19 protein-coding genes are annotated in these 18396 nt (G+C 59.2%); 8 read left to right on the top strand and 11 right to left on the bottom strand.

Features of this window, described 5'->3' with window-relative positions; all coding sequences use genetic code 11:
• Positions 1–28: 28 nt before the first annotated feature.
• The 10 genes from WDZ78_RS14520 to rsmI form a co-directional block, all read right to left on the bottom strand.
• On the bottom strand, positions 29–1561 hold the full coding sequence (locus WDZ78_RS14520; RefSeq protein WP_425673415.1) for a YifB family Mg chelatase-like AAA ATPase: 1533 nt from the start codon (positions 1559–1561) through the stop codon (positions 29–31).
• Between the two features lie 184 nt (positions 1562–1745).
• Positions 1746–2705 carry a glutathione synthase gene (gshB, locus tag WDZ78_RS14515; RefSeq protein ID WP_026363806.1) on the bottom strand — a complete coding sequence of 320 codons (960 nt, stop codon included), beginning with the start codon at positions 2703–2705 and terminating at the stop codon, positions 1746–1748.
• 242 nt (positions 2706–2947) lie between these two features.
• Positions 2948–3460, bottom strand: a complete 513-nt coding sequence (locus WDZ78_RS14510; protein ID WP_425673414.1) for a cupin domain-containing protein — start codon at positions 3458–3460, stop codon at positions 2948–2950.
• A gap of 109 nt (positions 3461–3569) precedes the next feature.
• The gene (locus WDZ78_RS14505; RefSeq protein ID WP_425673413.1) at positions 3570–4670 is read right to left on the bottom strand and encodes a sn-glycerol-3-phosphate import ATP-binding protein UgpC; all 1101 of its coding nucleotides are present in this window, start codon (positions 4668–4670) and stop codon (positions 3570–3572) included.
• Between the two features lie 10 nt (positions 4671–4680).
• Entirely contained in the window at positions 4681–5523 is an 843-nt protein-coding gene (gene ugpE / locus WDZ78_RS14500; protein WP_020011089.1) for a sn-glycerol-3-phosphate ABC transporter permease UgpE, read from the bottom strand.
• 10 nt (positions 5524–5533) lie between these two features.
• Positions 5534–6502: an ABC transporter permease subunit gene (locus WDZ78_RS14495; protein WP_020011090.1), complete on the bottom strand. Its 969-nt coding sequence runs from the start codon at positions 6500–6502 to the stop codon at positions 5534–5536.
• 83 nt (positions 6503–6585) lie between these two features.
• Complete coding sequence (locus tag WDZ78_RS14490) at positions 6586–7884, bottom strand: extracellular solute-binding protein (protein WP_425673412.1); 1299 nt, start codon at positions 7882–7884, stop codon at positions 6586–6588.
• A gap of 108 nt (positions 7885–7992) precedes the next feature.
• On the bottom strand, positions 7993–8553 hold the full coding sequence (locus WDZ78_RS14485) for a sugar O-acetyltransferase (protein WP_425673411.1): 561 nt from the start codon (positions 8551–8553) through the stop codon (positions 7993–7995).
• A gap of 12 nt (positions 8554–8565) precedes the next feature.
• On the bottom strand, positions 8566–8934 hold the full coding sequence (locus WDZ78_RS14480; protein ID WP_425673410.1) for a YraN family protein: 369 nt from the start codon (positions 8932–8934) through the stop codon (positions 8566–8568).
• Positions 8924–9862, bottom strand: a complete 939-nt coding sequence (rsmI, locus tag WDZ78_RS14475; RefSeq protein WP_425673409.1) for a 16S rRNA (cytidine(1402)-2'-O)-methyltransferase — start codon at positions 9860–9862, stop codon at positions 8924–8926. Before rsmI ends, WDZ78_RS14480 begins: the two co-directional genes overlap by 11 nt.
• Before the next feature lie 267 nt (positions 9863–10129).
• Here rsmI and dnaN point away from each other — a divergent pair, with 267 nt between their 5' ends.
• The 6 genes from dnaN to WDZ78_RS14445 all read left to right on the top strand — a co-directional run bounded on the left by dnaN (position 10130) and on the right by WDZ78_RS14445 (position 14846).
• Positions 10130–11248: a DNA polymerase III subunit beta gene (dnaN, locus tag WDZ78_RS14470; RefSeq protein ID WP_425673408.1), complete on the top strand. Its 1119-nt coding sequence runs from the start codon at positions 10130–10132 to the stop codon at positions 11246–11248.
• 193 nt (positions 11249–11441) lie between these two features.
• A complete protein-coding gene (pmtA, locus tag WDZ78_RS14465) occupies positions 11442–12035 on the top strand; it encodes a phospholipid N-methyltransferase PmtA (RefSeq protein ID WP_425673407.1) in 594 nt (197 codons plus the stop codon).
• A gap of 96 nt (positions 12036–12131) precedes the next feature.
• Positions 12132–12728 (top strand): histidine phosphatase family protein, encoded by a 597-nt coding sequence (locus tag WDZ78_RS14460; protein WP_020011096.1) that lies wholly within the window; start codon positions 12132–12134, stop codon positions 12726–12728.
• Positions 12729–12732: 4 nt separating this feature from the next.
• A complete protein-coding gene (gene pyrF / locus WDZ78_RS14455; RefSeq protein WP_425673406.1) occupies positions 12733–13440 on the top strand; it encodes an orotidine-5'-phosphate decarboxylase in 708 nt (235 codons plus the stop codon).
• 17 nt (positions 13441–13457) lie between these two features.
• Positions 13458–13745 (top strand): DUF1330 domain-containing protein, encoded by a 288-nt coding sequence (locus tag WDZ78_RS14450; RefSeq protein ID WP_425673405.1) that lies wholly within the window; start codon positions 13458–13460, stop codon positions 13743–13745.
• Positions 13746–13865: 120 nt separating this feature from the next.
• The gene (locus WDZ78_RS14445) at positions 13866–14846 is read left to right on the top strand and encodes a complex I NDUFA9 subunit family protein (RefSeq protein ID WP_425673404.1); all 981 of its coding nucleotides are present in this window, start codon (positions 13866–13868) and stop codon (positions 14844–14846) included.
• Between the two features lie 607 nt (positions 14847–15453).
• Here WDZ78_RS14445 and WDZ78_RS14440 read toward each other — a convergent pair.
• Positions 15454–16260 carry an undecaprenyl-diphosphate phosphatase gene (locus WDZ78_RS14440; protein ID WP_425673403.1) on the bottom strand — a complete coding sequence of 269 codons (807 nt, stop codon included), beginning with the start codon at positions 16258–16260 and terminating at the stop codon, positions 15454–15456.
• A 159-nt stretch (positions 16261–16419) separates the two neighbouring features.
• Here WDZ78_RS14440 and WDZ78_RS14435 point away from each other — a divergent pair, with 159 nt between their 5' ends.
• Positions 16420–17112 carry a glutathione S-transferase family protein gene (locus tag WDZ78_RS14435; protein ID WP_010970800.1) on the top strand — a complete coding sequence of 231 codons (693 nt, stop codon included), beginning with the start codon at positions 16420–16422 and terminating at the stop codon, positions 17110–17112.
• A gap of 131 nt (positions 17113–17243) precedes the next feature.
• Positions 17244–18395, top strand: a complete 1152-nt coding sequence (gene queG, locus WDZ78_RS14430; RefSeq protein ID WP_425673480.1) for a tRNA epoxyqueuosine(34) reductase QueG — start codon at positions 17244–17246, stop codon at positions 18393–18395.
• The last annotated feature ends 1 nt before the right edge of the window (position 18396 follow it).

The raw sequence follows: 18396 nt of genomic DNA, 5'->3' as shown, positions 1-18396 counted from the left end.
TCTGAGGCAAAGCACCAAGGGCGACCTCCTACGCCGCCGCCGTCAGCCTTTCGCCTGCGATACGATAGGACACAGCTTCCGCCACATGGATGCGGCCAACCGTCTGCTTGCCATCCAGATCGGCAAGCGTACGGGCAACCTTGAGAATGCGATGATAACCGCGCGCGGAAAACTTCATCCGCTCGGCGGCGTCGCGCAGCAACTGCAGCCCGGACGCATCCGGCTCGGCATATTTTTCTATCAAGGTCGTCGTACAGCGAGCATTCGTGCGAATGGCGGCAAATCCCGCCGCCGCGTAGCGCTCTTGCTGTGCAAGGCGCGCCCGTGCGACACGGGCGGCCACCATTGCACTCGGCTCAGCCGCCATGGGTCGAATGAGATCGGCGGCGGAGACAGCGGGAACGTCGATGCGGATATCGATACGGTCCAGCAGCGGTCCGGAAATGCGGGCCTGATAATCGGTCACACAGCGCGGGCCTCGGGCGCAGCTGAAACCCGGCTCTCCCGCCATGCCGCACCTGCAGGGGTTCATGGCCGCAACGAGCTGGATTTCCGCCGGATAGCTGACGCGATGATTGGCTCGCGCAATGATGCATTCGCCCGTCTCCAGCGGCTGGCGAAGCGCATCCAGCACCTGCGGCGAAAATTCCGGGAACTCATCCAGAAAAAGGACGCCGTGATGGGCAAGCGAAGCCTCGCCCGGTTTGGCGCGCAGCCCTCCGCCGATCAGCGCCGCCATGGTGGCGGAATGGTGCGGCGTGCGGAACGGCCTTCGGTCCGAAAGCTTGCCGCCGGACAATTGGCCGGCGATGGAATGGACCATTGACACTTCCAGCAATTCCGCCGCCTCCAGCGGCGGCAGGATGGAAGGCAGGCGGGCTGCGAGCATGGATTTACCCGAGCCGGGCGGGCCGACCATGAGCAGATTGTGGCCGCCGGCAGCGGCCACCTCCAGCGCGCGCCGGGCGCTCTCCTGCCCCTTGATATCAGCTAAATCAGGCAGATTGACCGGATTGGCGCGGATGGCAGGCGTCGGGCGCGACAGAAGCTGGGTGCCGCGAAAATGATTGGCGAGTGCAATGAGACTGCGCGGGGCGAGAATATCGATACCGGCTCCGGCCCAGGCCGCTTCCGGCCCGCTTTCAGCCGGGCAGATCAGCCCCTTGCCGAGCGCATTGGCGCCGATAGCCGCCGGCAGGGCGCCAGAAACCATACCGATGGTGCCATCAAGATTGAGTTCGCCGAGAACAACATAACGTCCCAGCAGGTCCGCCGGTATCGCCCCTAAAGCAGCCATGAGGCCAAGCGCAATGGGAAGATCAAAATGCGACCCTTCCTTGGGCAAATCCGCAGGCGCGAGATTGACGGTGACTTTTTTTGCCGGCAAGGCCAGACCCGAGGCATGCAGGGCGGCCTGCACCCGCTCCCGACTTTCGGCCACCGCCTTGTCTGGCAGGCCGACAATCTGGATGCCCACTTTTCCGGGTGCGACCATGACCTGCACCTCGACGGGCACACCCTCTATGCCCTGAAATGCAACCGTATTAACCCTTGCCACCATGGCCTGCCCCCGCAAACCGGCCGCATCACCAGAGCATCATGCCCTGTTGCAGCCACCCGCAAGCAACGTGCCACAGGGCAAAGAATAAAACAAGAACATCCAGCGAACAATCTCCCGCTGACGATGTATTTTAGTTGTATCTAGTTGTACTGATGGAACAAAGCTGGACCAACAACAGGTCGCGTCAGAAATCCTGAGCTTCGCGCTTTTTCTCAATCGCGTCCCACAAAAGGCTTGCGACATCGGCACCGCCGAATTTGCGCACCTCACGAATGCCGGTCGGCGAGGTGACGTTGATTTCCGTCATATAGTCGCCAATCACGTCAATGCCGACGAAGAGGAAACCGCGCTCCCGCAAGGCCGGACCGATGCGGCGGCAGATTTCCTTCTCCCGCGCCGTCAGTTCCGTCGGTTCCGGCCGGCCGCCGGCATGCATGTTGGAGCGGGCATCGTTTTCCGCCGGTACGCGGTTGATTGCGCCCACCGGTTCACCATCCACCAGGAGGATGCGCTTGTCGCCCTTTCGGACGTCAGGCAAATATTGCTGGGCGATGTAAGGCTCGCGGAACATCTGCCCGAACATCTCCAGAAGCGAGGAGAAATTGCGGTCGTCGCGCGCGGAATGGAAGACGCCCGCGCCGCCATTGCCATAAAGCGGCTTCAGAATGATATCGCCCATTTCATTGCGGAAGCGGGCGATTTCCTCCGCGTCCTTGGTGATCAACGTCTTCGGCATCAGGTCGGCGAATTCGGTGACGAAAATCTTTTCCGGCGAGTTACGGACCCAGGCGGGATCGTTGACGACAAGCGTTTTCGGATGAATGCGTTCCAGCAGATGGGTCGAGGTGATGTAAGCCATGTCGAAGGGCGGATCCTGACGCAGATGGATGACATCCATGGTCGAGAGATCGACACGCTCCGGCTCCGACAGGGAGAAATGGTCGCCCTTGATGTCGCGCAGTTCCATCTGCTCCACCGTGGCGTAAATCTTGCCATCGCGCATGGAAAGGCGCTCGGGCGTATAATGGAACAGCCGGTATCCGCGTGCCTGCGCCTCAAGGCTCATGGCGAAGGTGGAGTCACCGGCGATATTGATGCCGGAGACATGATCCATCTGGATCGCGACGTTCTTGATCTTCGCCATGCGCATGTTCCTCTTGCAGCATGCGGACGCTTTCCCGGCCCGCCGTGCCCATTACCTCGTCTTTTCAAGCTTCCCGCATGACCGGGAGAAACCCGGAAATACTTCAGAAAACCCTGAAGATGTAGGGCAGCGACCATTCAAAGGCAACTGCTGCAAGCGGTGGTTTGTGTGAGTTTTATTGAACCTTCACAATTCCGTCGGCGGCGCCGCACCGGCCCCGCCCACCGGAAGGTTTTATGGGTTCAGGCGGCCAGCTTATAGGAGCGGCCGGCAAACAGCTTGTTCTTGACGCGATAGGCGAGAGCCAGCGCCTTGGGGAACGGACGGCGCATGAAAGCGACCTTGCGGACATAGTCATCCACCCGCCAGGTGGCCCATGTTCCCGCAGGGAAATAGGCGACATCCCCGACCCGCAGGATGCTGATCGAACCGTCTTCTGCCGTTACATGCGCTTCGCCTTCGAGAATATAGACGGTTTCATCCCATCCGAAGAACCAGCGGAACTCACCCGCCGTGCAATCCCACATGGCGGTGCTGGAAGCACGGTCGCCGCTTCTGGAGTGATCCGCTGCACGCGCCTGAGGGTTACCGGAAATGATCCAGTCCGGATTGATGGGGGCCGGCTGAAGCCGCAGATCGGTGCAGGATGCGCTGACGACAGTCTCGTCTTTTGACCGGCGCAAATAGGCCGGCAATATCGGCACCGTGCGGACCGCCATGGTTGCTGCGGCAGCGAACATCATTTTGAAGGACATATTAGAAAACCCCCGTGAAATATTGGAGGTCTTCTATCATCGGGATCGTAACAAAGCGGTTTTGACAATCGGCGCAATTTTAGTCATCGCGCCGATTTCTGCGGTGCGCTCAGGCCGTCGCCATTTGCGCGGGCTGCGTCGCCAGCTGCTCGGCTTTGCCGGCAATGCGCTTGCCGGTTTCGCTGGAGAAGAAGTGCAGTTTTTCCGGCGCGATCGTGACGGAGAGCGCGGACGGAACCTCGACATCGGGCGGGAAAGCAATTGTCAGGCTCTGGTCGCCGATCATGCCGTGGATGAGACGCTGCGAACCCAGTTCCTCGATATAATCGACCCGAAGCGGGAAGCCCTGCTCACCTGCCGTAGCGAGGCGGAAATCCTCCGCCCGCATGCCCACCGTTATCGGGCCGGAGGCAGGCGCGAAACCACTGAGCGCAAAGAGCGCCGGACCGATGGCGAGGCTATCGCCATGTAGTTCGGCATTCAGCAGATTCATGGCGGGAGAGCCGATGAAACTGGCGACAAAGGTGGAGGCGGGCGTGTGGTAGACGTCAAGCGGCGCGCCGATCTGTTCGATACGACCGCCATTCAGCACAACAAGGCGATCGGCCAGCGTCATGGCCTCCAGCTGATCATGGGTGACGTAAATCGAGGTGGTGCCGAGGCGTTTTTGCAGACGCTTGATTTCGCCGCGCATCGAAACGCGCAGCTTGGCATCGAGGTTGGACAAAGGCTCATCGAACAGGAAGGCCGCCGGCTTGCGCACGATGGCGCGCCCCATGGCGACACGCTGCCGCTGGCCGCCGGAAAGGGCGCGGGGCTTGCGATCCAGATAGGGTTCGAGCTGCAGCATACGCGCAGCTTCCGCCACGCGCGCATCGATCTCCGACTTCGGCGTCTTGCGGTTCTTCAACCCATATTCCAGATTCTCGCGCACCGACATATGCGGATAAAGTGCGTAGTTCTGGAACACCATGGCAATATCGCGATCGGCCGGATCGGTCTGGTTGACCACCCGGTCGCCGATCTTCACCGTGCCTTCGGAAATATCCTCCAGGCCGGCAACCATGCGCAGAAGCGTGGACTTGCCGCAGCCGGAGGGACCGACGAGAACAATGAACTCGCCATCCTTGATATCGATATCGACGTGGTGCACGGCGCGCACGCCGCCATGATAATCCTTGCAGACCTGACTGATTTCTATCGCGGCCATTTCGGTCTCCTTATTTATCGCTTTCGGTCAGGCCCTTGATGAACCAGCGCTGGAAAATGACGACGATCAGCACCGGCGGCAACATGGCCAGCACGGCGAGCGCGAAAGCTTCGTTGTAATCGGGAATTTGCGAACCGACCCAGACCTGCAGGATCGACTTGATGCCACGCATCAGGGTGAAGAAACTTTCATCCGTCGTCATCAGCATGGGCCAGAGATACTGGTTCCAGCCATAAACGAACATGATGATGAAGATCGCCGCCATCATGGTGCGCGACAGCGGAATGAGAACGTCGATGAAGAACTTCACCGGCCCCGCACCATCGATGCGGGCGGCCTCAAGCAGCTCCTCGGGAACGGATTTGAAGAACTGCCGGAAATAGAAGGTGCCCGTCGCCGAAGCGAGAAGCGGCACGATGAGGCCGGTATAAGAGTTCAGAAGACCAAGTTTGCTCATCACCTCGTAGGACGGCATGATGCGCACTTCGAGCGGCAGAAGCAGCGTGGTGAAAATGATCCAGAAGGCGAGCGTTGCAAAACGAAAGCGGAAATAGACGATCGCATAGGCCGCCGTCATCGACAGGACGATCTTGCCGACGGCAAAACCGATGCCGAGGATCAGCGAATTCAGCACCATGTTGAGGCCCGTCACCTGTCCGGTGAAACCACCCTTCTGGGTCAATACCTTTTCGTAGGTCTCGATGAAATTGTCGCCGGGAACGATCGCCAGACCGGTGCGGTGGATTTCCGCCGCCGTGTGGGTGGACGTCATGAAGGCAACGATAACAGGCAAAATCAGAAACAGCGCGCCAATGATCAGCACCAGATGATCGAGGGGTTTTGTCTTGTACATTGGCTTTCCCTCAATTGTAGTGGATGCGCTTTTCGATGAAGCGGAACTGGATGATGGTGAGAACAAAGACGACCAGCATCAGGATGACGGACTGGGCCGAAGAGCCGCCGATGTCATTGCCGCGGAAACCGTCCAGGAACACCTTGTAGACCAGCGTGATCGGGTTGTTGGCTGCCTTGTCCTTCACCATCACGTCGATGACGCCGAACGTGTCGAAGAGCGCATAGGTGATGTTGATGATCAGCAGGAAGAAGGCCGTGGGTGCCAGAAGCGGCATGATGACAGTCCAGAACCGGCGAAAGCCGGAGCGGCAGTCGATGGAGGCGGCTTCCCGCACGGAGACCGGCACACCCTGGAGACCGGACAGGAAGAAGATGAAGTTGTAGGGGATCTGCTTCCAGACCGCGACGACGATCATGGCGAAGGCCGTATCGAAATAATTGAGGCCGACCTTCATGTCCCAGCCGAGAAACGCAGCCATCTTCACGAAGGGGCCTATATGCTGGTCGAAAAACATCATGCCAATGAGGCCGGCGACGGGCGGCGCGATGGCATAGACGGAAATCAGCAGCGTCTTGTATGTCGAGCTGCCGCGAATGACCGCATCCGCCTTGACGGCGAGCAGCAGGCCGAGCGCCAGCGAAAAGAAAGTGACCAGCACGGTGAAGACAACCGTGAATTTGGCGATGCTGAGATATTCGGGGCTGAAGATCGCATCCGAATAATTGGCAAGTCCGACAAAGGAAGCGCCAAACCCGAACGGGTCTTCGATATAGAAAGACGAATGTATGGCCTGAACCGATGGCCAGTAGAAAAAGATGAAAATCACCGCAAGCTGCGGCGCCAGAAACAGATAGGGCACAAAGGACGAGGAGAACTGCACGCGCTTCATGCCGGCTTCTGCGGGCTTGGCGGGTTTTCCAGCCTTTGCGGACCGACCGGAGAAAAACCGGCGCGGTTGAGACGATGTATAGGCCACGCTTGCGCCTCCTTATCCAGAAGCGAGCCTCCCTTCCGTTGGAAAGGAGGCTCGACAACGGTCATTGGTTTCGAAAAGATCGATCAGCCAGCCGTCTTGGCGAAGCGGGCCAGAAGGTCGTTGCCTTCCTTCTCGATGATCTCGAAAGCAGCCTTCGGCGTGACTTCGCCGGAGAAGATGCGGTTATATTCGCGTTCCATGACGGCGCGGATCTGCGGGTAGAAGCCGAGGCGGTAACCCTTCGACCATTCGCCGCCCGGCAGCGACAGCTGCTGGATACCGACTTCCGCAACCGGCTTTTCCTTGTAGTAGCCTTCAGCCTTGGCCTTTTCGTAAGCGGCCTTGGTGATGGCGACGTAACCGGTCGCCTTGTGGTAGAAGACCTGGATTTCCGGCGAGGTCAGGAACTGGAAGAAGTCGGCCACGCACTTGTTTTCGGCTTCAGACTTGCCCGACATTGCGAAGAGGGCGGCGCCGCCGATGAAGGAGTTGGTGCCAGCGCCCTTGATGGAGCCCCAGTAGGGAAGGAAGGTTGCCGAGAACGGCATGGTCGCCGTCTTCTGCAGGCCGCCGAAGGAGCCCGAAGAACCGATCCAGAAGGCGACCTTGCCTTCTTCGAACGGCTTCTGGTTGTCGTTCCAGCCGGCGCCGTAATAAGCGAACAGGCCCTTGTCCTTCCAGTCCTTCAGCTTGTCGAACATCATGACGAGGTTCGGGTCGGTGACCTTGAGCTTAGTGTCGGTGACGCTGTCGTAACCGTTGTTATTGGTTGCGAACTGGATGTTGTTACGGGAGAAGAAGTTCTCCGTGAACTGCCAGGTCAGCTGCGACTGAACGAGAGGAATGTAGCCGGCTTCCTTCAGCTTCGGCGCAACCTTCTCGAACTCTTCCCAGGTCTTCGGGGCTTCGACGCCGGCCTTCTTCAGGGCTTCGTCGTTGACGTACATGATGGGAGCGGAGGAGTTGAACTGCATGCCGACAAACTTGCCGTCAGCGGCAGCGTAGAAATAACGCACGCCGTTGATGAAGGCGTCACGGTCGAACTTGTAACCGGCCTTGTTGATGAGGTCTTCGGCAGGAATGACAGCGCCCTTGGCGTTGATGATGGTGGCAGCGCCAGCGTCAAAAACCTGAAGGATGTTCGGCTGTTCGCCCGAACGGAAAGCAGCGATGCCGCTGGCCAGCGCTTCTTCATAGGAGCCCTTGGAAACCGGCGTCAGAGCGCATTCCTTCTGGGCTTCGTTGAACTTCTGCGAAACTTCGTTGATGACTTCGCCGTTACGGCCGCCCATGCCGTGCCACCAGGTGATGTTGGTAGCAGCCATGGAAGACGTCGCCGAAATGCTGACGGCCACTGCGGCCATGGAAATCTTCTTCAACATTACTAAATCCTCTCCACCATTTATTGGGGTGAGGATGCGAATAGAGGCGTTCCATGACGCCTCTTTGACAGTTACATGTCAGATTTATTACAGCGGATGGCAAAAATCTCAGTCGGCTATGCGCTTTATGGGCCGCGCCGGATTTCCCACCACCGTCAGGCCCGGCGGCACATCGCGCGTTACCACCGACCCGGCACCGACAATCGCACCGTCACCAATGGTGATGCCCGCCAGAAGGATCGCTCCGCCGCCGATCCAGACATCTCGCCCGATCGTCACGGGCTTTGCGATTTCAATGCCTTGCGCCCGCGGCACCGGATCCAGATGGTGTTCCGCACAATAAATCTGCACCGCAGGCCCCAGCATCGCGCCGTCGCCTATCGCGACCTTCGCGGAATCGAGAATGGTGCAGCCGGCATTGAGATAGACATTCTTGCCCAGCGTGATGTTGAAACCGTAAGCGCAATGAAACGGCGCTTCAAGAAATGCGCCTTCCCCGACAGAATTAAAGAGAGCACGCAGCAGCGGTGCAATCGCCCCGCGCTCATCCGGCGGCATCGTATTGTGCTGGTGGACGGCCTTTCGCGCCCGCCAGCGCAATATATCCAGCTCGGCATCCATGCAGCTGTACCATTCGCCCGCGGCCATTTTTTCCCGCTCGGTGGACATTGTTTCCTCCCCTCAAAAGGCGTCGATGAAATGCTGCGGCAGGCGGTGCGGCAGGATCGCGACAATATCGAAACGCAGCGAAAACCGCGCGCCGTCCTTGCGGCGGGCGAGCCAGAGATCGGCGGCCGCCCGGATGCGCTGCTGCGAATGGAAGCCGACAGCATCAACCGCACCGGTGCCTGAGGACCGCGCCTTGACCTCGATGATGGCAACGAGGTCCTTCTTGCGGGCGATGAGGTCGATTTCCCCCAGCCGGGTGCGATAACGAATGGCGAGGATGCGATATCCCTTCAGCAGCAGGTAAAGTGCCGCCCAATATTCCGCGGCATGGCCGCGTCGCTCGGCTTTGCGCCTTTTATTGCTTCGCCCCTCAACGGCCATCCGTTTCCTTCATATCCAGCAGCCTTTGATAAAGCTCCTTGCGCGGCAGGCCCGTCAGCTTCGCCGCTTCCCCCGCGGCCTTGGCGGCCGACATGGTGGCGACGAGATCCTTCAGAAGCTTCTCGACATCCTCGATGTCGGGGATCTCATCATAGGAGGGCGGCTCTACCAGAAGCACGATCTCGCCCTTCACCACGCGGTCGCCATCGTAATAATCTGCAAGTTCGCCAAGCGTACCGCGCCGGAATTCCTCGAAAGTCTTCGTCAGTTCGCGGCAGACCACGGCGCGGCGGTCGCGGCCGAGCACCTCCGACGCGACCTTAACGGAAGCGCCGATACGGTGCGGCGATTCAAAGAAGATAAGAGTGGCCGGGATTTTCGCCAGCGCGGCAAAACGGTCGCGCTTGCCGCGATCCTTCACGGGCAGAAAGCCAGCAAACAGGAAGGCGTCGCTCGGCATGCCCGAACCGACGAGGGCGGCAAGCGGCGCGGATGCGCCCGGCACCGGCACGACCCGATGTCCGGCTTCAAGCGCCAGTTGACCAAGGCGGTAACCGGGATCGGAAACCAGCGGCGTTCCGGCATCCGATACCAGCGCCACGGACTTTCCGGCCTCGAGAGCTGCGATGAGCTTCGGTCCCGCTTCGTTGGCGTTGTGCTCGTGATAGGAGAGCGGGCGGGTGCGGATACCGTAACGTTCGAGCAGGATACGGGTGACGCGCGTGTCCTCGCAGGCGAGAACATCGGCGGAGGCCAGCGTTTCCAGCGCGCGAATGGTGATATCACCGAGATTGCCGATGGGCGTGGCCACGAGATAGAGGGCGGGCTCCAGCGGCCGCGCGGCAATGGTGGCCGTCCCGATCCTGAAGCTCTTCATATCTCTGTTGTCGCTGTTCGATATTTCTTCCGTCACACGGCTTCCAATCATTCTGGCCGATCATTCCCGGCCGGTCGCTCCGGTTTTCCCTCTTTATGGGCAATAGAAAACCGGCGAACAAGCTCCATGGATGGTTCCAGCCTGTGGATCATGCTGTATAGCAGCAAAATGAGCGGCGGCAGACGCACTCGGCTCTTGCATTTTCTGCAATAACTCTGCCATTTTGCCCGTCCACATTGTCCGGCTTTGCGGCCGGTGAAGACTCTTCTTGCCGATCCGGCGGTGGCCGGTTCGCAACGGTTGAAAGCGGTAGCGTCCATGCGTATTACTCTTGAGCGGTCGAACCTTCTGAAATCGCTGAACCACGTCCACCGGGTTGTCGAGCGTCGCAACACGATTCCGATCCTGTCCAACGTCCTCCTGCGCGCATCCGGCGCCAATCTGGACATGAAGGCGACCGACCTCGATCTGGAAATCACCGAAGCGACCCCGGCCATGGTGGAGCAGGTGGGCGCCACAACCGTGCCGGCGCACCTGCTTTATGAAATCGTGCGCAAGCTGCCTGATGGTTCCGAAGTGCTTCTGGCGACCAACCCGGACGGCTCCTCCATGACCGTTGCCTCCGGCCGTTCGAAGTTCTCGCTGCAATGCCTTCCGGAGACGGATTTCCCCGACCTGACCGCCGGCACTTTCAGCCACACCTTCAAACTGAAGGCGACCGATCTGAAGATGCTGATCGACCGGACGCAATTTGCGATTTCGACGGAAGAAACGCGTTATTATCTGAACGGCATTTTCTTCCACACCATCGAAAGCAATGGCGAGCTGAAGCTGCGCGCCGTCGCCACCGACGGTCACCGCCTGGCGCGCGCCGATGTGGATGCGCCGTCCGGTTCCGAAGGCATGCCCGGCATCATCATTCCGCGCAAGACCGTCGGTGAACTGCAGAAGCTGATGGACAATCCTGAGCTGGAAGTCACCGTCGAAGTTTCGGATGCGAAAATCCGCCTGACCATCGGTTCTGTCGTCCTGACGTCGAAGCTGATCGACGGCACTTTCCCCGATTACCAGCGCGTGATCCCGACTGGCAATGACAAGGAAATGCGCGTCGATTGCCAGACCTTCGCACAGGCCGTGGACCGCGTCTCCACCATTTCTTCCGAGCGCGGCCGCGCCGTGAAGCTCGCGCTTACCAACGGCCAGCTGACGCTGACCGTCAACAACCCGGATTCGGGCAGTGCGACGGAAGAAGTGGCCGTCGGTTATGACAATGATTCGATGGAAATCGGATTCAACGCCAAATATCTCCTCGACATCACCTCGCAGCTTTCCGGCGACGATGCGATTTTCCTGCTGGCCGACGCTGGCTCGCCGACGCTCGTTCGCGACACCGCCGGCGATGATGCGCTTTATGTTCTGATGCCGATGCGCGTTTGAAACGGGAATTTTCTGCAAATTTCATCAAAAAGCCGGTGAAACCCTTCACCGGCTTTTTTTGATTCGACGACGGCGCATTTCAAACCGTAGGGCGAATTTTTCCAGTTACGACATTTTGCCTTGTTTTTGCGCCAAATGGGATCAACATTGCGTAACAGTTTTTTGACAATGACCAAAAGCATCTGAGGGAACTATGGCACTTAACCTGAAGCAACGGCTTGAACAGAAATTTGAAGAAGAAATCCGCTTTTTCAAGGGTATGGTCAGCCAGCCGAAAAAAGTCGGGGCCATTGTGCCGACGTCGTCGATTACGGCGAAAAAAATGGCGAGTGTCATCAATCCCCATTCCGGCCTGCCGGTTCTAGAACTCGGCCCGGGCACGGGTGTCATCACCAAGGCCATTCTGGCGCGCGGCATCAAGCCGGAGAACCTGACCGCCATCGAATATTCGACCGATTTCTACAATCAGCTGCTCAGAAGCTATCCGGGCGTCAATTTCATCAATGGCGACGCCTTCGATCTCGATACGACGCTTGGCGAGCACAAGGGTCAGATGTTCGACAGCGTCGTCTCCGCCGTGCCGATGCTGAATTTCCCCATGGCCGCCCGTATCAAGCTTCTCGACGAATTGCTGAAGCGTGTGCCCCATGGGCGTCCCGTCGTGCAGATATCCTACGGTCCGATCTCCCCGATCGTCGCGCAGCCGCACCTCTACCATATCCGCCATTTCGATTTTATCGTGCGCAATATTCCGCCGGCGCAATTGTGGACCTATACGCGGGCCTGATTGCCCGACAGGATAGGCAAGGCCGTCATTTCCCGGTCGCGACGAATGGTTAGGGTGTTGATTTGCCCTTTCCATCGCCTTTGAGGACCGATTTTCATGCATGCGCTCTACATCACCCACCCCCAGGTCAAGATCGATGCGGATGTCCCCGTTCCCGAATGGGGGCTTTCGGAGAGGGGGGCCGAACGGGCACGGGAGGCGAGCCGCCTGCCCTGGGCGCGGTCATTACGCCGCATTGTTTCCAGCGCCGAAACCAAGGCGATTGAAACCGCCCGCATCCTCGCCGAAACCTCCGGAGCTGGGATAGAAATCGTCGAGGCGATGCATGAAAACGACCGGTCTGCCACCGGCTTCCTGCCGCCGTCGGAATTCGAGAAGGCGGCGGACTGGTTCTTCGCCAACCCCGAGGAAAGTTTTCACGGCTGGGAGCGCGCCATCGATGCGCAGGCACGGATCGTTGAGGCCGTCAAAGCCGTTCTCGATCGACACGACCCGCAGCAGCCGATCGCCTTTGTTGGTCATGGCGGCGTGGGTACGCTCCTGAAATGCCATATTGAAGGCCGCGGCATCAGCCGCAGCAAGGACCAGCCGCCCGGCGGCGGCAATCTGTTCCACTTTTCCATCGCCGAATTTTCACTTGCAGCCGCGTCACCCACATGCGACTGGACGGCAATGGAAACATGGCAGGGATAAGACAATGACCGCGCGCGAAAAACTCATCGTCGGGCTGGATGTTCCGACTGTGCAGCAGGCCGAAGAGATCGTCTCGAAAATCGGTGATGAGGTTCTGTTCTACAAGATCGGTTATCAGCTGGTATTCGCCGGCGGTCTCGAATTCGCGCGTGACCTTGTCCAGAGCGGCAAGAAGGTCTTTCTCGACATGAAGTTGCTCGACATCGACAACACGGTCGCTTCCGGTGTCGAAAACATCGCCCGCATGGGCATGTCGATGCTCACCCTGCACGCCTACCCCAAAGCGATGCGCGCCGCAGTGAAGGCTGCGGAAGGTTCCGGCCTCTGCCTGCTTGGCGTCACCGTGCTGACCTCGATGGATGACGTTGATCTGGCCGAAGCCGGTTACGCCTCGGACGCCCGTTCGCTGGTGCTGCGCCGGGCGGAACAGGCGCGCGAGGCGGGTATGGGCGGCATCGTCTGTTCGGCAGAGGAATCGACAGCCGTGCGCGAAATTCTCGGCCCGGATCTTGCTGTCGTTACCCCCGGCATTCGCCCGGCTGGCGCAGATCTTGGTGATCAGAAGCGGGTGATGACACCCTACGACGCCATCAAGGCCGGCTCGAGCCATCTGGTCGTCGCCCGCCCGATCGTTCGGGCGGAAGATCCGAAGACGGCGGCCCGCGCCATTCTTGATGACATGCTGCGCGCCAGCTTTCCGGCCAATCAGTAACGACAGGAGGAAATGAAATGGCAAAGGGATATTGGATCGCTCAGGTCAATGTGCGCGACAGCGAGCGTTACAAGGACTACGTCTCCACAGCCAAGCCCGCCTTCGAGCGGTTCGGCGCCAATTTTCTGGCTCGCGGCGGTTCGGTGACAGAACTGGAAGGCAAGGCGCGTGCGCGCAACGTTATCATCGAGTTCCCCTCCGTCCAGCATGCGATTGACTGCTACAACTCTCCCGAATACCAGGCGGCGGCAAAAATCCGCCAGGAAGTAGCAGATGCGGAATTGATGATCGTCGAAGGAATTTGACGGCCGTCAACCGCATTTCCAAAACCGGCCCCTGCCCTGCGACAACATCTCTTCACGCGCGCGCGGCTTTGGGCTAAGAGACTGAAAAACGCTTTATCGACAGCTTCTGAGGAGCCTCCCATGACCTTGGCCAACCTTCCACCCCTCGTTACCGTTTTTGGCGGTTCGGGTTTTGTCGGGCGGCATGTCGTGCGGATACTTGCGAAGCGCGGTTATCGCATCCGCGTCGCCGTACGCCGCCCCGATCTTGCCGGCTTCCTGCAGCCGCTCGGCAATGTCGGCCAGATTTCCTTCGCCCAGGCGAACCTGCGTTATCGCGACTCCATCGTCAAAGCCGTGGAAGATGCTGATCATGTGGTCAATTGTGTCGGCATCCTGACCGAAAGCGGTCGCAACACCTTTGACGCCGTCCAGGAATTCGGCGCGAAAGCCATTGCCGAAGCGGCCCGTGATGCTGGCGCCACGCTAACGCATATTTCCGCCATCGGCGCGGAAGCCAATTCGCAGACCGGTTATGGCCGCACCAAGGGCCGCGCCGAGGCCGCCATCCATTCCATCCTGCCCGGCGCCGTGATCCTGCGCCCCTCGATCATTTTTGGACCGGAAGACGATTTCTTCAACAAATTCGCCAAGATGGCCCGTAACCTGCCGTTCCTGCCGCTGATCGGCGGCGGAAAAACCAAATTCCAGCCGGTTTATGTCGAGGATGTCGCCGAAACCGTCGCCCGCAGCGTCGATGGCAAGCTGAAGCCCGGCGCCATTTACGAACTGGGTGGCCAGGACATCATGACGTTCCGCGACTGTCTCGAGGCGGTTCTAGCCGCAACGTACCGCCAGCGTCCTTTCGTCGACCTGCCTTTCGGTATCGCCTCAACGGTCGCCAAGCTCACTTCGCTGGTGCCGCTGATTAAGCCGCCGCTGACGGTCGATCAGGTGACCATGCTGAAAAAGGACAATGTCGTTTCCGCCGACGCGGAAAAGAACGGCCTGACGCTGGAGGGTATCGGCATCACCCCCGTTCGGGTCGCCTCCATCCTGCCGTCCTACATGGTGCAATATCGCACCCACGGCCAGTTCTCAAACGCAGGCAAAGCGGCCTGAAGCTCAGGCCTGCAGCGCCAGCAATTTCAACGAAAGCGGGAGCCATTCCCGCTTTTTGTTTTTGCGCAATTCAATTGCAACCAAACCGCTATTCGTGCATTTTCCCCTCAACTGCAGGGGAGGTGTAGAATGAACTAAAGCAGATTTCTAAAGCCGGGTAAAAGTTAACGGCCATCCGGCCGCCACAGGCAAGCGTGGCACAAGCGCAACTGTGGAAAAGACTTCGCATTAACCCGGTATTCAACAAGCTGCTTTATTGATATTCGCCACATTCCAAACATATCCCGAACCCTCACTTCACACACGGCGGCACGATCCGCGCGAACGAACGTCTGAAAGGCAATAATAAAATGGGCAGATCTATCGCACTCTTTTTTGCGTGTGCGGCTTTAGTGGTTCTGGCGGGTTCTTTCATGGCGCCGGGAACGGTTGCAGCGGGCAAGAGCGGCTGCGCTCCCGCCTATGGCGTCGACCCCTGCGCAACGGCTTCGATCAGCACCAACTGATCGGCTTTTAAAAGTTTCAAAGAAAAAGCGCCGCCGGTTCTCCGGGGCGCTTTTTCTGTTTCTGTTCATTCATCGCGGACGGGGTTATTCCCGTCCTCGGTTCAGCCGAAAACCAGAAGCGCAATCAGCCCCAGCGAACCGATGGCGATGCGCCACCAGGCGAAGGGTGCAAAGCCCCGCCGCGATACAAAATCCAGCAAAGAGCGAACAACAAAGAGGCCGGAGACAAAAGCGGCGATGAAACCGACGGCGATCAGCGCGCCGTCATCGAAGCTCAGCGCATCGCGGTTTTTATAAAGGTCGAGAGTGAAAGCGCCGAGCATGGTCGGCATCGCCAGAAAGAACGAAAACTCGGCGGCGGAGCGCTTGTCCGTGCCCATCAGCAGCGAACCGACGATTGTGGCGCCGGATCGCGACGTGCCGGGAATCATCGCAAGGCACTGGAAGAGGCCGATCTTGAAGGCAAGCGACGGCGGATAATCCATGATGTCGGTATATTTCGGTTTCAGCGGCATGCGGTCGACCGCAAGCAAAATGACGCCGCCGATGATCAGCACCACGCAGATGAGCATCGGCGTTTCAAACAGCACGGTCTTGATGAAATCATGCGCCAGGGCGCCGATTATCGCCGCCGGCAGGAAGGCGAGAGCGACGGCCAGCACGAAACGACGCGCCTTGGCGTTTGTCGGCAGGGCCAAGGCTATAGACACAAGCTTTTGAAAATAAACAAGAAGGATCGCAAGGATCGCGCCGAGCTGAATGAGGACGGCAAAGGTGTTGCCGGGTGATTTGAAGCCGAGGAAATGCCCGGCCAGCAGCACATGCGCCGTGGAGGAAACGGGGATGAACTCCGTCAGACCCTCGATAATGCCCAGCAGAAGCGCGCTGATGATCGATTGGTCACCCATGAGGTATCCTTCTTTTCAGGGGGAAAGTGGCAATGGAAGGCAATTGCGTTAAACTTGTTTTAAAGTAGCCAAGCTCTTATAGCGTCTTGATGAAGCGAAACTGAAAAAGTTTTCCGGCAAATGCCGATCATGACAACCAATCGTAAAAATTGAGTACCGATGCCAACTCTCTATCACTCTCCGATGTCGACCGCATCCCGGTTCGTTCGTCTGATCCTTGCGGAATACGGGTTCCAGACCGATCTCGTGGAGGAGCAACCGTGGGAAAGACGGCGGGAGTTTCTGGCGCTCAATCCGGCGGGCACCCTGCCGGTCTATCTCGATGACAATATGCGCTCGCTGAGCGGGCCTTATGTGCTTGCCGAATTTCTCGATGAAACGCATGGGGTTCTGAAGCGCGACCGCCGGCTTCTCGCGGAAGATCCGTTTCAGCGCGCGGAAATCCGTCGCCTGACGGAGTGGTTTCTGCAGAAGATGGAAAATGACGTGACCCGGCCGCTGGTGCGGGAACGGGTCTATAAATTGCAGATGACGGCGGCCCAGGGCGGCGGACCGCCGGATTCCAAGCTGCTGCGCACCGCCCGCAACAATATCCGCCAGCATATCAAATATCTCGAATGGCTGGCCGGTTCGCGCACATGGCTCGCCGGCGACCGGTTGAGCTATGCCGACCTTGCCGCAGCCGCCGGCGTTTCGGTGCTGGACTATCTCGGCGAGATCAACTGGCTCGAAGCGCCGATTGCCAAGGAATGGTATCAGCGGGTGAAATCCCGGCCCTCCTTCCGGCCTTTCCTCAGCGAGCGCATTCCGCGCCTCGCGCCCTCCTCCCACTACGCCGATCTGGACTTCTAAGTTCCAGTCCTGCCGGTTATTTGCTGTGGCCTGCGGCTGTATCGAAAGCATGTCGTTGTCCCGAAACCGCTGCACACTTTCGGGCGACATGCATTATATATGCCGCAGAATAACCCGCAGGAGAAACGACCATCGACGTCGCGAGCGAAAAGCAGCGGATACGCGCGCATAAACTGACGGACTTCGTCCGCCAGGAAGCGCTTTCGCTCGGCTTCGATCTCTGCCGCATCACCGCCCCGGACAGCATTCCGCTCGCGCCGGAACGGCTGAGACAGTTTCTCGACAAAGGCTATCACGGCACGATGGCGTGGATGGAGGAAACGGAAGCCCGCCGGGCGGAACCGAAAACGCTCTGGGGCGACGTGCGGTCCATCGTCATGTTCGGACTGAACTACGGCCCGGAAGAAGATCCGCGCGACCTGCTTTCCAAACCGGACAAGGCCGCCATTTCGGTTTACGCCCGCAACCGCGATTATCACGACATCATCAAGGGGCGTTTGAAGGAGATCGCAACCCGTTTTGCCGCGCGCGCCGGCGAGGATGTGAAGGTATTTGTCGATACCGCGCCTGTGATGGAAAAGCCGCTCGCCGCCGCAGCCGGCCTCGGCTGGCAGGGCAAACACACTAATCTCGTCAGCCGCACCCACGGCTCCTGGCTGTTTCTGGGCAGCATGTTCACCACGGCCGAACTCTGTCTCGATGAGGCCGAGAAGGATCATTGCGGTTCTTGCCGCGCCTGTCTCGATGCCTGTCCCACCGCGGCTTTCCCCGCGCCCTATCAATTGGACGCGCGCCGGTGCATCTCCTATCTCACCATCGAGCACAAGGGGCAAATCCCGCACGAGTTCCGGCCATTGATCGGTAACCGTATCTATGGCTGCGACGATTGCCTTGCCGCCTGTCCCTGGAACAAGTTCGCGGCCAGCGCTTCCGAGATGAAGCTGCAGGCCCGTGAGGATCTGAAGGAACCTTCCATCGCCTTCCTGCTGACGCTCGATGACGCGGCCTTTCGCAGCTTCTTCAGCGGCTCACCGGTCAAGCGCATCGGCCGCAATCGCTTCATCCGCAATGTGCTGATCGCGGCGGGAAACTCCGCAGACCGGCAATTCGTGGAACAATGCAAGGCGCTTGCGGAGGCCGACCCTTCACCCGAGGTGCGCGGCATGGCGGCGTGGTCCCTGTCACGGCTTATGGACAGGGACGAATTCCGTACATACTCTGCCGGTCGCGCCCCGGAGCCTGATCCGGAGGCGGAAATGGAATGGCAACTGGCAGAGGCGTGAC

This window comes from Agrobacterium sp. M50-1, assembly GCF_049843495.1.
In the GTDB taxonomy this organism is placed as follows: Bacteria; Pseudomonadota; Alphaproteobacteria; order Rhizobiales; family Rhizobiaceae; genus Agrobacterium; species Agrobacterium radiobacter.
This window is presented reverse-complemented; position numbering and strand designations above follow the sequence as displayed.

Bases quoted from the DNA above. Each gene is read 5' to 3' on its own strand.
- ugpE (WP_020011089.1), bottom strand. From the start codon at position 5,523: ATGTACAAGACAAAACCCCTCGATCATCTGGTGCTGATCATTGGCGCG.
- pmtA (WP_425673407.1), top strand. From the start codon at position 11,442: ATGGCACTTAACCTGAAGCAACGGCTTGAACAGAAATTTGAAGAAGAA.
- WDZ78_RS14520 (WP_425673415.1), bottom strand. From the start codon at position 1,561: ATGGTGGCAAGGGTTAATACGGTTGCATTTCAGGGCATAGAGGGTGTG.
- WDZ78_RS14435 (WP_010970800.1), top strand. From the start codon at position 16,420: ATGCCAACTCTCTATCACTCTCCGATGTCGACCGCATCCCGGTTCGTT.
- WDZ78_RS14450 (WP_425673405.1), top strand. From the start codon at position 13,458: ATGGCAAAGGGATATTGGATCGCTCAGGTCAATGTGCGCGACAGCGAG.
- gshB (WP_026363806.1), bottom strand. From the start codon at position 2,705: ATGGCGAAGATCAAGAACGTCGCGATCCAGATGGATCATGTCTCCGGC.
- WDZ78_RS14485 (WP_425673411.1), bottom strand. From the start codon at position 8,553: ATGTCCACCGAGCGGGAAAAAATGGCCGCGGGCGAATGGTACAGCTGC.
- WDZ78_RS14440 (WP_425673403.1), bottom strand. From the start codon at position 16,260: ATGGGTGACCAATCGATCATCAGCGCGCTTCTGCTGGGCATTATCGAG.
- rsmI (WP_425673409.1), bottom strand. From the start codon at position 9,862: ATGATTGGAAGCCGTGTGACGGAAGAAATATCGAACAGCGACAACAGA.
- dnaN (WP_425673408.1), top strand. From the start codon at position 10,130: ATGCGTATTACTCTTGAGCGGTCGAACCTTCTGAAATCGCTGAACCAC.
- WDZ78_RS14510 (WP_425673414.1), bottom strand. From the start codon at position 3,460: ATGTCCTTCAAAATGATGTTCGCTGCCGCAGCAACCATGGCGGTCCGC.
- WDZ78_RS14480 (WP_425673410.1), bottom strand. From the start codon at position 8,934: ATGGCCGTTGAGGGGCGAAGCAATAAAAGGCGCAAAGCCGAGCGACGC.
- WDZ78_RS14460 (WP_020011096.1), top strand. From the start codon at position 12,132: ATGCATGCGCTCTACATCACCCACCCCCAGGTCAAGATCGATGCGGAT.
- WDZ78_RS14490 (WP_425673412.1), bottom strand. From the start codon at position 7,884: ATGTTGAAGAAGATTTCCATGGCCGCAGTGGCCGTCAGCATTTCGGCG.
- WDZ78_RS14505 (WP_425673413.1), bottom strand. From the start codon at position 4,670: ATGGCCGCGATAGAAATCAGTCAGGTCTGCAAGGATTATCATGGCGGC.
- WDZ78_RS14445 (WP_425673404.1), top strand. From the start codon at position 13,866: ATGACCTTGGCCAACCTTCCACCCCTCGTTACCGTTTTTGGCGGTTCG.
- pyrF (WP_425673406.1), top strand. From the start codon at position 12,733: ATGACCGCGCGCGAAAAACTCATCGTCGGGCTGGATGTTCCGACTGTG.